Below are 12258 nucleotides of genomic sequence, written 5' to 3'. Positions count from 1 at the left end.
AGTCCTTCGTGTTTGTAACGCGCGCACTTCGCAAGCCAAGATCGGCAGTGCCTTGTGAGCCCCCAATGCCACCTAGCAAAAAACCCGCCAGGAGCAAAGCTGTGCGGGTTTGGTGGACGGGATTGTAGCCAGTCGAAACCGTGCGCCTTTAGCACGTTTGGCGGGGTTTTCCCTTGGACTCGCGCGCCATCAGCGGGGCGACGTCACCATTAGCCGGGGTGATGCAGCCGAGGGATTGACCCGGGTGGCTTATACGGTTCAGTAGCCGCCAACCACCCCGCCCGAGGGGGCGGCCGGTGGGCCGGGCGGAGATGCTGCCCGGTGAGGGACCGGGGGGGCGCAGCCTCGCAGCGCCCTCCCCTTCCCCCTCAATCCTTGGCCGCGTCCTGGTCCAGCTGGCGCAACTGGGCCAGCTTGTCGGCGATCTTGGCCTCCAGCCCGCGGGGCACCGGCTGGTACCAGCGGGGCTCGGGCATGTCCTCGGGCAGGTAGGTCTCGCCCGCCGCGTAGCCGCCGGGCTCGTCGTGGGCGTAGCGGTAGGCCTTGCCGTGGCCCAGCTCCTTCATCAGCTTGGTGGGCGCGTTGCGCAGGTGGTTGGGCACCTCGCGCGACTTGTCCTTCTTGATGAACGCCTTGGCCTGGTTGTAGGCCATGTAGCCGGCGTTGCTCTTGGGCGCCACGGCCAGGTAGATCACGGCCTGGGCCAGCGCCAGTTCGCCCTCGGGCGAGCCCAGGCGCTCGTAGGTGAGCGCCGCGTCGTTGGCGATCTGCATGGCGCGCGGATCGGCCAGGCCGATGTCCTCCCAGGCCATGCGCACGATGCGGCGCGCGAGGTATTTCGCATCCGCTCCCCCATCCAGCATGCGGCTGAGCCAGTACAGCGCCGCGTCGGGGTGCGATCCGCGCACGGATTTGTGCAGCGCCGAGATCTGGTCGTAGAAGTTGTCGCCGCCCTTGTCGAAGCGGCGCGCGTTGAGGGTGAGCGCGCTTTCCAGGAAAGCGGCGTCCACCTGCTGCACCCCGGCGGCGCGCGCGGCGGTGTCGGTCTGCTCGACCAGGTTGAGCAGGCGCCGCGCATCACCGTCGGCATAGCCCACGAGCGTGTCCACCGCCGCGTCGTCCAGCTGCAGGTGGGTGAGCACCTTGTCCTGCGCCCGGCGCACGAGCTGCTTCAACTCGTCGTCGGTCAGCACCTGCAGCACATACACCTGGGCACGCGAGAGCAGCGCCGAATTGACCTCGAACGACGGGTTCTCGGTGGTCGCGCCCACGAAGGTCACCAGGCCCGACTCCACGAACGGCAGCAGGCCGTCCTGCTGGCTCTTGTTGAAGCGGTGGATCTCGTCCACGAACAGGATGGTCTTCTTGCCCAGCGCCAGGTTGTGTTCGGCCTGCTCCATCGAGGCGCGGATTTCCTTCACGCCCGAGAACACCGCCGACAGGGCGATGAACTCGTAGCCGAACGCGCTCGCCGTGAGCCGCGCCAGCGTGGTCTTGCCCACGCCGGGCGGGCCCCAGAGGATCATCGAATGCGGCTTGCCCGACTCGAACGCCAGCCGCAGCGGCCGGCCTGCACCGATCAGGTGCGACTGGCCGATGACCTCGTCCAGGCTGGCCGGGCGCAGGGCCTCCGCGAGCGGCGCGGTGGGGGCGGAGGAAAAGAGATCGGCCATGGGCGTGGGGGTCAATGGGTAGGCTCAGTGAATAAATGAACGCGGAGGGAGCAAAAGACCCAGGGCCAACGCCAACGGGCCAGGCACCGGGTGACGCGGGAGGACGCTCGGCAGGCAGGTAGGCAGGCGGCACGGCCCTGCGACGCCCGATTATTCTCCGTCCCTCTGCGGGGCGCTTCGCCCCCCTGGGCCTGCGGGAATTTCCCGCACAATGCCGCGGCGCCCGTTTCGATTCGAAAACCCAAGGAGGAGATCCCCCATGTCCATCGCCGCCAATGCCGTCGTCGCCCTGATCGCCCTGCTCCACGTCTACATCCTGGTGCTGGAGATGTTCCTGTGGGACAAGCCCGCTGGCCTGCGCGCCTTCGGGCAGAGCGCGGAACGGGCCGCCGCCACCAAGGTGCTGGCGGCCAACCAGGGGCTCTACAACGGCTTCCTCGCGGCGGGCCTGTTCTGGGGCCTGTGGCTGGGCGGGGCTGGCCTGGGCGTGAAGGTGTTCTTCCTGCTGTGCGTGCTGGTGGCCGGCGTGTTCGGCGCTGCCACGGCGTCCCGCAAGATCCTGTTCATCCAGGCCATTCCGGCCGCCGTGGGCTTGGCCCTGGTGCTGCTGGCCTGATCCGGCGCGCTGCGGCGCCAGGGCACATGCCATGTATCAAAATGGCCGCCAGCGCAATTAGTACTAGGGCATTACGCTACAAATACGATAGCAAAAAGACTTTTAACCGGTCACTGCTTGACCACGTCCGCGCCCGCTGGCGGCTTGAAGTCGAACGTCGAGGCCGGCAGCGAGGCGCTCGACTGCACGTTGGTGAAGCGGATGGCCGAGCGCTGGCCGAAGCTGTCCAGGATGTCGAGCGCTGCGAGCCGTTCGCCCTGGAAGCCCACGCGCACGCTCTTGAGCTGCCCGTCCTTGGCCTTCGGCGTAGCCAGCACCCACTGCAGTCCGTCCTGCTCGGGCTGCGACTCCAGAGCGAAGTCGGCGCGCAGCGCCTGCAGGTCGGGCGCCGAGGCCAGCAGCGCTGCCGGCGTGGTGCCCAGGGCCTGGGCCTGCGCGCGCTGGGTGACCTGATTCAGGTCGGCGTCGTAGAGCCACAGCGTCTTGCCGTCGGCCACGATGGTCTGCTCGAAGGGCTTTTGGTAGGTGAAGCGAAAACGCCCGGGGCGCTGGAATTCGAAGGTGCCGCTGGACGTCTTGGTCCGCGCCGCCTCGCCGTCCTTCGGGGGGGCGGTGACGGTCTGCGTGAAATCGGCACGGCCGGCGGCCGCACCCTTCATGAAGGACTCGAGGCTTTTGAGGCCGTCGGCGCTGGCGCACTGGGCAGCGGCCGCGATCAGGGCGGTGAGGATGATTTTTTTCATGGATTCTCGGTATCTGAGGCCGGGTGCCGGCTTTTCCAGGGCCGCCGGCTCATTCGCCGCCGCCGCGGGCAGGCACCAGCACTTCGCGCTGGCCGCTGGTGGTGAGGCCGCTCACGAGGCCCGCCTTCTCCATGTCTTCGAGCAGGCGGGCGGAGCGGTTGTAGCCGATGCGCAGCTTGCGCTGCACATACGAAATGCTGGCCTTGCGGTCCTTGAGCACCACTTCCACGGCCTGGTCGTACATGGGGTCCTTCTCGCCGCTGCCTCCGTCCCCGTCGCCCAGCGGGCCGTCGTCGCCATCGACCGTGCCGCCCTCCAGCACGCCCTCGATGTAGTCGGGCTCGCCCTGGCTCTTGAGGTAGCTCACCACGCGGTGCACCTCCTCATCGGACACGAAGGCGCCGTGCACGCGCACCGGCAGGCCGGTGCCGCTGGCCATGTAGAGCATGTCGCCCATGCCCAGGAGGGCCTCGGCGCCCATCTGGTCGAGGATGGTGCGGCTGTCGATCTTGCTGCTCACCTGGAAGGCGATGCGCGTCGGAATGTTGGCCTTGATCAGCCCGGTAATCACGTCCACGCTGGGGCGCTGCGTGGCCAGGATGAGGTGGATGCCCGCCGCGCGCGCCTTTTGCGCCAGGCGGGCGATCAGCTCTTCGATCTTCTTGCCCACCACCATCATCAGGTCGGCCAGCTCGTCGATCACCACCACGATGTGCGGCAGGCGCTGCAGCGGCTCGGGCTCTTCGGGCGTGAGGCTGAACGGGTTGTAGATGAACTCCTCGCGCGCCTTGGCCTCGTCGATCTTCACGTTGTAGCCGGCCAGGTTGCGCACGCCCAGCTTGCTCATGAGCTTGTAGCGGCGCTCCATCTCGGCCACGCACCAGTTCAGGCCGTGGGCGGCCTGCTTCATGTCGGTGACCACGGGCGCCAGCAGGTGCGGAATGCCTTCGTACACCGACATTTCCAGCATCTTGGGGTCGATCATCAGCAGGCGCACATCGCGCGCCTCGGCCTTGTAGAGCAGCGAGAGGATCATGGCGTTGATCCCCACCGACTTGCCCGAGCCGGTGGTGCCGGCCACCAGCACGTGCGGCATCTTGGCCAGGTCGGCCACCACGGGGTTGCCCACGATGTCCTTGCCCAGACCCATGGTGAGCATGCTCTTGCCCTCGTGGTAGACGTGCGAGCCGAGGATCTCGGACAGCCGGATCGACTGCCGCTTGGCGTTGGGCAGCTCCAGCGCCATGAAGTTCTTGCCTGGGATCGTCTCGATCACGCGGATGGAGACCAGCGACAGCGAGCGCGCCAGGTCCTTGGCCAGGCCCACGATCTGCGAGCCTTTCACGCCGGTGGCGGGCTCGATCTCGTAGCGGGTGATGACCGGGCCCGGCATGGCGGCAACCACGCGCACTTCCACGCCGAAATCCTTGAGCTTCTTCTCAATGAGGCGGCTGGTCATCTCCAGGGTTTCAGGAGAGACCGTCTCCTGGCGCTGCGCGGGCGGGCCGTCCAGCAGATCGACCTGCGGCAGGCGGCTGTCGGGCATGTCGGTGAACAGGGGCTTTTGGCGTTCCTTCACCACGCGGGCGCTCTGGGGCACGTCGGACAGCACCGGCTCGATGATCTGCACCGGCTGCGGATGGTGCTGCTCGACCTCGTGGCGCTCCTCCAGCACCACTTCTTCGCGTTCGCGCGCGGCGCGCTTGCCCACGGCCACGTCCTTGGCCTTCTCGCGCTTGGCCCGGCCCAGCTGCACCAGCGCATCGATGCGCCCGCCCAGCCGCTCGGCCACGTGGCCCCAGGAGAAGCGGAACACCAGCGCCGCGCCCAGCACCACCAGGATCACGCCCACCAGGCCCGAGCCGGTGAACCCCAGCCACTTCACGCCCGCAGGCCCGGTGAGATAGCCGATCGCACCGCCCGCATGGCCGGGCAGCAGGGACTCCAGCCGGTACAGACGCGACCACTCCAGCCCGGTGCTGGCCGCCATCAACACGATGAGGCCGCCCCAGAACATCGCGCGCCGCACCATCGGGCTGTGCGCATTGGCGCCGGCGTCTTCGCCGCCCCGCATCCAGCGCGCCAGGGAAGACAGCCAGGCCCGCACCGCCGCGGCCACGCACCACCAGACCGAAAAGCCCAGCGCGAAATAGCTGCTGTCGGCCAGCCAGGCACCGAAGCGGCCGGCCCAGTTGGCCATCAGCCGGCCGTCGCCCACGCCCGAGGTGGACCAGGCGGCGTCCTGCCCCGAATAGGTCGCCAACGCCAGCAGCCAGAAAACCAGGGCCACGAGACCGAGCACCAGGCTGATCTCGTGGCCGAAACGTGCGGCCCCGCTGCGGGGCGGCGACTTGCCTGCGGAGGCATTGAGGGTATTGAGGGAGTAGGTCATAAACGTGCGCGGCCAAGCTTACCCCATGCGCATTGCGCGGTTTTTGCGCCGGTCGCGGCGCCGAGCGCCCCGGTGGAGCGCCCGGCTTTTCATCGCTTCTTACAATGGGCGCGATTGAAAAAGCGGCGCCATCCACCGGTGGCGGCGGGTTGATACTCCGCGGCTGCGGTCCCATCTGCCCATCCAGCCCGGCCGCGGGCGCATACAAACATTTACCTTCCTTCCATGTCCAACACGCAACACGCCAAAGTCCTGATCCTCGGCTCCGGCCCCGCCGGCTACACCGCCGCCGTGTACGCAGCGCGCGCCAACCTGAGCCCTGTGCTCATCACGGGCATCGCCCAGGGCGGCCAGCTGATGACCACGACGGAAGTGGACAACTGGCCGGCGGACGTGCACGGCGTGCAGGGCCCCGACCTGATGCAGCGCTTCCTGGAGCATGCCGAGCGCTTCAAGACGCAGATCGTGTTCGATCACATCAACCAGGTGGACTTCAGCCAGCGGCCGTTCACGCTCAAGGGCGACAGCGGCACCTACACCTGCGACGCGCTCATCCTGGCGACCGGCGCCTCGGCCAAGTACCTGGGCCTGCCGTCCGAGGAGGCCTTCATGGGCCGCGGCGTGTCGGGCTGCGCCACCTGCGACGGCTTCTTCTACCGCGAGCAGGACGTGTGCGTGGTCGGCGGCGGCAACACCGCCGTGGAAGAGGCGCTGTACCTGTCCAACATCGCCCGCAAGGTCACGCTGGTGCACCGCCGCGACCGGTTCAAGGCCGAGCCCATCCTGGTGGACAAGCTCAACGAAAAGGTGGCGGCCGGCAAGATCGAATTGAAGTTGTTCCACACGCTGGACGAGGTGCTGGGCAACGACGGCGGCGTGACGGGCATCCGCGTCAAGAGCACGGTGGACGGCCGCACCGAGGACATCGCGCTGCAGGGCTGCTTCATCGCCATCGGCCACTCGCCCAACACCGCCATCTTCGAAGGCCAGTTGACCATGGAGAACGGCTACATCGTCACGCAGGGCGGCCTCAAGGGCTTCGCCACGCAGACCAGCGTGCCGGGCATCTTCGCCGCAGGCGATGTGCAGGACCATGTGTACCGCCAGGCCATCACCAGTGCGGGCACGGGCTGCATGGCCGCGCTGGATGCGCAGCGCTTTCTCGAGCAGGATGGCGTCATCTGAACAAAGCGGGCTATAATCCGCGGCTTTGCTGAAATTGGGCGGGCTTTGCGCCATCCTGGACACGGCAATCGGGTTACCGCCACCCTGAACTGGCGAGGTGAGGCCGACGGCAGGCCTTGCGATCCAAAGCGTTCTTCGCTGGCGATCCGCAGGGCACCCGCTCGAAGGCCGTTGAAAACATTGGAGTGTCCTCATGGCACGCGTATGTGAAGTCACGGGCAAGGGCCCGATGGTCGGGAACAATGTTTCCCACGCCAACAACAAAACCAAGCGCCGGTTCCTGCCGAACCTGCAATACCGCCGTTTCTGGGTCGAGAGCGAAAACCGCTGGGTGCGCCTGCGCATCTCCAACGCCGGCCTGCGTTTGATCGACAAGAACGGTATTGACTCCGTGCTCGCAGACCTGCGTGCACGTGGCCAAGCTTAAGGAGAAGCACCATGGCAAGCAAAGGCGGACGCGACAAGATCAAGCTGGAATCCACTGCGGGTACCGGCCACTTCTACACCACCACCAAGAACAAGAAGACGATGCCCGAGAAGATGCTGATCATGAAATTTGATCCAAAAGCTCGCAAGCACGTCGAATACAAGGAAATGAAGCTGAAGTAATTCAGCCTCAGGCCCCTTCAAAAACCGCCCGGCACCCCGGGCGGTTTTTTTATGCCCGCCTGCGCCGTGCATGTTCGCTGGCCGGTGTGTTGCTTATCGGCGCCTGCCCCGGCAGCGGGCGCGTCAGGCCGCGCGGCGCAGGGCCGGCTCGGCGCGCTGCTGGGCCATGAGCGTGCCCAGCGTGCGGTAGGCCTCCTCCACCTCGGGCGTGAACGGCATGCCGCAGCTCAGGCGCAGGAAGTTCTCGTAGCGCCCGGTGTTGGAGAACATCGGGCCCGGCGCGATGCGGATGCCGCACTGCAGGGCCTGGTCGTACAGGCGCGTAGTGGAAATGTCGGGGGGCAACTCCAGCCACAGGCTGATCCCGCCCGGCGGCAAACTCAGGCGCGTGCCCACCGGAAAATACCGCGCCACCGCGCGCGCCGAATGCTCCCGCTGCACACGCAACTGGGTGCGCATGCGGCGCATGTGGCGCTCGTACGCTGGTGAGTCCACGCTGCGCGCGGCCAGCAACTGGGACCAGGTCTGCATGTTGCGCGTGCGGGCGAACTTGAGCATCTGCACCCGGGCCTGCCAGCGCCCGGCGCTCATCCAGCCCTGGCGCAGGCCGGGCGCGAAGCTCTTGCTGAGCGAGGCGCAATAGATCACCTGCCCGGCATCGCCCACCTTGTCCCAGGCCTTGGCCGGCCGCAGTGCGCGGGGCGACTCGACGAACTCGCGGTAGATGTCGTCCTCGACGAGTGCCAGCCCGTATTCCACGCACAGCGCCACCAGGCGTTCCTTGTGCGCATCGGGCATCACGCTGCCCTGCGGCATCTGCAGGTGGGGCACCACCACCACGCCCTTCAAGCGCGGCTCGTTGCGCGCCGCCAGTTCCAGCGCCTCCAGCGAAATGCCGGTGTGCGGGCTGCAGGGAATCTCCAGCGCCTTCAGGCCGCGCACCTGGATGGCCTGCAGGATGCCGAAGAACGTCGGCGACTCCACCGCGATCACGTCGCCCGGCTCGGCGATGGCATCCAGCGCCAGCGTGACCGCCTCCGAATTGCCATGGGTGGCACCGATGTCGGAGGGTGCCAGGCACACTCCGAACGTGAGCGCATGGCGGGCCATCGCCTGCTGGAACTCCACGTGGGTGGTGGGCGCCGAGGGCCCGTAGACGAGGATGTCGGGCTGCTCGCGCAGCAGGCTTTGCGCCAGCCGGTTCAGCGCCCGGGCATCGAACAGGCTGGGCGCCGGCATGGCGCTGCCCAGGTCCAGCGGCACCCGGCCGGCGCGGCGCGCCTTTTCCAGGAACATAGAGATGCGCTCGTTGATGCCGGCGAACACGCTCGGGTCGTCCGGCAGCGGCTCCAGCAACTCGGGCTCGCGCGCGCCGGGCAGCGCCATGCCGCCGGGCTCGCGCACGAAGTAGCCCACGCGCTCGCGGGCCTCCACGCTGCCCTGGGATTCGAGGTGCCGCAGCACCTGCAGCGCGGTCGTCAGGCTCACCTGGTGGCGCTGGCACAGCTCGCGCACCGACGGCATGCGCATGCCCGGCTGCAAACTGCCGGCGGCGATCGCCTGCTCGTACAGGGCCGCCAGCTGGCGGTACAGGGGGGTGGTCTCTCGGGGATCGGCAGGGCGGGACATGGCAGGCATCGGAAGAACCCGCGCGCCAGGCCCCGCGCGCGGCAAGCGGGAATCCCATCATGCCCCGGCACCGCGCACCGGAACAGATACAGGATGGAACATGGCGAACCATAACAGCCCCCTGCCGATCGCGGCTGTTCTACCTGCCACCAGCGGCGCTTGTACCTGCCCCAAAAGGCCGGCTTTTCTTACGCTGGAGCCCTCATCCGAAGGAGTCCGCCATGACGCAAGCCACCCGCCCGACCGCCACTGCCACCACCGCCGCCCCCCCTGCCCTGCGCCTTGTTCTGGACATCGCGCCGGGGCAGCACGTGCTGGCCTGCCTGCCCCCCGCCAGCACGCTCCGGGCGCTGGAGGGCGACATCGCCCTGGGATTCGGCCCGCTGGTCTGCGGGCAGGTGCTGCATGGGGGCCAGCAGACGCTGGTGGCCGGGCAGGCGCTCACCCAGGACAGCGGTGCGCCCACCACCTGGGTGCGCCTGGGCAACCCGGGCCGCTGGCCGGTGCGCGCTGTCTTGATCGAAGCGGTGCCGCAGCCCGGCGCCCTGGCGCAGGCCTGGGGATGGATGAAGGCCCGGTGGCATGCTGCCGCAGCCAGCGGAGCGCGGGCGTCCGGCGAGGTCGGCGCAGCGCACTGAGCCGCAGCCGACACGGGTCGGCCCTGGGACGCCGAAGCGTTGCCGACCCGGCAGTCCCTGAGGGTCAGACCTGCGCCGCGCGCAGCCGCAGCGAAAACTCGCGCAGGGCCGCCACGCCGCTTTCCTCGGCGCGGTGGCACCAGGCCTGCAGGTCGGCCGTGAGCTGCTCGCGCGACTGCGACGTGTTCAGCCACAGCTGGCGCAGCTCTTCGCGCATGGTCATCATCTTGTCGAGCACCGGATGGGCAGCGCGGGCCTGGGCCAGGTGCGGCTTGGCGCGGGCGGGCACCTTCTCGGCATCGCGGTGGGCCCAGCGGCGGGCGGCGCGCAGCACGGAGACGTCGGCCTTGCGGGCCTTGAGTGCCACCAGCTCCTCGCGGCAGGCCTGGCGCACGCCACGGGCGTAGCCGGCCATCACTTCGTAGCGGTTGGCGATCAGCGCCTCCAGCGTGTGCTCGTCGGCCACCGGCTTCACGGCGCCCAGGCGCAGCTTGGGCGGCACCTTCTTGACGGTGGCCCAGCCGACGGCGCGCATCAGGGAGATGTACATCCAGCCGATGTCGAATTCATAGGGCTTGACCGAGAACTTGGCCGCGGTCGGATAGGTGTGGTGGTTGTTGTGCAGTTCTTCGCCGCCGATCACCACGCCCCAGGGCACGAGGTTGGTGCTGGCGTCCTGCGCCTCGAAGTTGCGGTAGCCCCAGAAGTGGCCGATGCCATTGACCACGCCGGCCGCCCAGAAGGGAATCCACAGCATCTGCACGGCCCACACCGTGGCGCCCAGGCCGCCGAACAGCACCAGGTTGATGATGAGCATGAGGCCCACGCCCTGCCAGGCGAACCGGCTGTACACGTTGCGCTCCACCCAGTCGTCGGGCGTGCCGTGGCCGAACTTGCGCACCGTCTCGGCATTGTTCGCCTCGGCACGGTACAGCTCGGCGCCGCGCCACATCACGGTGTCCAGGCCCCGGGTCTGCGGGCTGTGGGGATCTTCCTCGGTCTCGCACTTGGCGTGGTGCTTGCGGTGGATGGCCACCCACTCGCGGGTCACCATGCCGGTGCCCAGCCACAGCCAGAAGCGGAAGAAGTGCGAGGGCACCGGGCCCAGCTCCACCGAGCGGTGCGCCTGCGCGCGGTGCAAAAAGATGGTCACCGCCGCGATGGTGATGTGCGTGGTGAACAGCGTGTACAGCACCACCTGCCACCACGACAGGTTCCACAGGCCGTGGCCCAGCCAGTCGATGGCGGCGTTCAGAACAGCCCAGTCGGGTAACAGCATAGGGAGCCTTCGCTAGCGAACAAGATGAAATCGCGGCCCGTTCAGGGCAACTGAATGATTTTAAGGGGCGATGCAGGCACAATGCCGCGCATACCCGCAACACCGCCGTTGTCTTGCGGGGGCGTGCGGCAGGGCTTTCAGGGCTTGCGCGTCCACACGGCGGCAAAAAAACCGTCGGTCTGGTGCAAATGGGGCCAAAGGCGCAGATAACCAGTGCCCGATTCCCCGCCGCTGCACAGCGCGCCGGCCTGCTCCACCTTGAGCTGGGTGAGCAGCTCGCCTGCATCGGCCGGCACGAAGTCGGGGTGCGCAGCACCGAAGGCCTCCGCGATGGCCTCGTTCTCCTCGGGCAGCACGCTGCAGGTGGCGTACACCAGCCGGCCACCCGGCTTGAGCAGGCGCGCGGCGCTGGCGAGGATGGCCGTCTGCTTGGCCACCAGTTCCTGCACCGCCTGGGGGCTCTGGCGCCACTTCAGGTCGGGGTTGCGGCGCAGCGTGCCCAGGCCGGAGCACGGCGCATCCACCAGCACGCGGTCGATCTTGCCGGCCAGGCGCTTGATGCGATCGTCGCGCTCGTGCGCGATGGCGGCGGGGTGCACGTTCGACAGGCCGCTGCGGGCCAGCCGGGGCTTGAGCGCGTCGAGCCGGTGGGCCGACACGTCGAAGGCATAGAGGCGCCCGGTGTTGCGCATGGCCGCGCCGATGGCCAGCGTCTTGCCGCCGGCACCCGCACAAAAGTCGACCACCATCTCGCCGCGCTTGGCATCGAGCAGCAGCGCGAGCAACTGCGAGCCTTCGTCCTGCACCTCGACGGCGCCGCGCGTGAAGGCATCGAGCTTGGTGAGCGCGGGCTTGCCGTCCACGCGCAGGCCCCAGGGGGAATACGGGGTGGGCTGGGCCGGAATGCCGGCCTTGGCCAGTTCCTTTTGCACATCGGCCCGCTTTTCCTGCAGCGCGTTCACACGCAGATCGAGCGGCGCGCTCTGCGAGAGGCTGTCCACCAGGGGCCAGAAGCCATCGCCCAGCTGGCTCTTGAGCGGGGCCACCAGCCACTCGGGCAGGTTGTGGCGGTGGCGGTCCATGAGGTCGTCCGCCGGCACGGCATCGCACTGGTCGAGCCAGTTCTTTTCCTGATCGTTCAGCGCGCCACGCAGGAAGTCGCGCGCACCGGAGGCATTGCCTGCGCCTGCGCGGCGGGCCTGCTCGTCCTGGCTGTGCGCGAAGCCCAGGATGGCCAGGCGCCGCTCCTTGGGGCCGCTGCCCGAACGGGCGAGCTGCTCGAACAGCAGCTTCTTGCGCAGCACCGTGTAGGCGGTCTCGGCAAGGGTGGCGCGCTCGCGCGGGCCGAGGGAGCGGTTGTCACGGAAAAAACGGGACACCACCGCGTCGGCGGGGTGTTCGAGGGTCAAGGTCAGCCTGACGAGTTCAGCGCAGGCGTCCAGAAGGGCTTTGGGGTGCATCGCCCGATTGTCCCACTGGCGCCACCCCGGCCCG

Annotated in this window: 11 protein-coding genes; 5 read left to right on the top strand and 6 right to left on the bottom strand. The window is 68.2% G+C overall.

Translation table 11 applies throughout. From position 1 onward, the window contains the following. Nucleotides 1-368: 368 nt before the first annotated feature. Nucleotides 369-1673 carry a replication-associated recombination protein A gene (locus R1Z03_RS20990; protein WP_317354771.1) on the bottom strand — a complete coding sequence of 435 codons (1305 nt, stop codon included), beginning with the start codon at nt 1671-1673 and terminating at the stop codon, nt 369-371. A gap of 259 nt (nt 1674-1932) precedes the next feature. Here R1Z03_RS20990 and R1Z03_RS20985 point away from each other — a divergent pair, with 259 nt between their 5' ends. Further along, nucleotides 1933-2289: a DUF1304 domain-containing protein gene (locus R1Z03_RS20985; RefSeq protein WP_272564622.1), complete on the top strand. Its 357-nt coding sequence runs from the start codon at nt 1933-1935 to the stop codon at nt 2287-2289. Between the two features lie 110 nt (nt 2290-2399). Here R1Z03_RS20985 and lolA read toward each other — a convergent pair whose 3' ends face one another. Together lolA and R1Z03_RS20975 are read right to left on the bottom strand one after the other, a co-directional pair. Further along, nucleotides 2400-3032, bottom strand: coding sequence for an outer membrane lipoprotein chaperone LolA (lolA, locus tag R1Z03_RS20980; protein WP_272564623.1), 633 nt, complete (start codon nt 3030-3032; stop codon nt 2400-2402). 49 nt (nt 3033-3081) lie between these two features. Continuing rightward, entirely contained in the window at nt 3082-5424 is a 2343-nt protein-coding gene (locus R1Z03_RS20975) for a DNA translocase FtsK (protein WP_284429075.1), read from the bottom strand. A gap of 225 nt (nt 5425-5649) precedes the next feature. Here R1Z03_RS20975 and trxB point away from each other — a divergent pair, with 225 nt between their 5' ends. The 3 genes from trxB (at nt 5650) to rpmG (ending at nt 7218) form a co-directional block, all read left to right on the top strand. Beyond that, entirely contained in the window at nt 5650-6609 is a 960-nt protein-coding gene (gene trxB / locus R1Z03_RS20970; protein WP_272564625.1) for a thioredoxin-disulfide reductase, read from the top strand. A 193-nt stretch (nt 6610-6802) separates the two neighbouring features. Beyond that, a complete protein-coding gene (gene rpmB / locus R1Z03_RS20965) occupies nt 6803-7036 on the top strand; it encodes a 50S ribosomal protein L28 (protein ID WP_087496789.1) in 234 nt (77 codons plus the stop codon). A gap of 11 nt (nt 7037-7047) precedes the next feature. Next, complete coding sequence (gene rpmG, locus R1Z03_RS20960) at nt 7048-7218, top strand: 50S ribosomal protein L33 (protein ID WP_008904999.1); 171 nt, start codon at nt 7048-7050, stop codon at nt 7216-7218. A 123-nt stretch (nt 7219-7341) separates the two neighbouring features. On the opposite strand, the gene R1Z03_RS20955 is transcribed toward rpmG, so the two are convergent. Then, complete coding sequence (locus tag R1Z03_RS20955; RefSeq protein ID WP_317354739.1) at nt 7342-8847, bottom strand: PLP-dependent aminotransferase family protein; 1506 nt, start codon at nt 8845-8847, stop codon at nt 7342-7344. A 221-nt stretch (nt 8848-9068) separates the two neighbouring features. Between R1Z03_RS20955 and R1Z03_RS20950 the strand changes: the two genes are divergently transcribed. Then, nucleotides 9069-9485 (top strand): hypothetical protein, encoded by a 417-nt coding sequence (locus tag R1Z03_RS20950; RefSeq protein WP_317354736.1) that lies wholly within the window; start codon nt 9069-9071, stop codon nt 9483-9485. A gap of 64 nt (nt 9486-9549) precedes the next feature. On the opposite strand, the gene R1Z03_RS20945 is transcribed toward R1Z03_RS20950, so the two are convergent. Next, complete coding sequence (locus R1Z03_RS20945) at nt 9550-10764, bottom strand: fatty acid desaturase (RefSeq protein WP_317354733.1); 1215 nt, start codon at nt 10762-10764, stop codon at nt 9550-9552. 137 nt (nt 10765-10901) lie between these two features. Next, nucleotides 10902-12224 (bottom strand): RsmB/NOP family class I SAM-dependent RNA methyltransferase, encoded by a 1323-nt coding sequence (locus R1Z03_RS20940; protein WP_284429079.1) that lies wholly within the window; start codon nt 12222-12224, stop codon nt 10902-10904. Between the last annotated feature and the right edge of the window lie 34 nt (nt 12225-12258).

The sequence above is a fragment of the Acidovorax sp. BLS4 genome (assembly GCF_032929295.1).
Lineage (GTDB): Bacteria > Pseudomonadota > Gammaproteobacteria > Burkholderiales > Burkholderiaceae_C > Paracidovorax.
The sequence above is the reverse complement of the archived record's forward strand: the minus strand, read 5'-3'. Positions and strand labels throughout refer to the sequence as shown.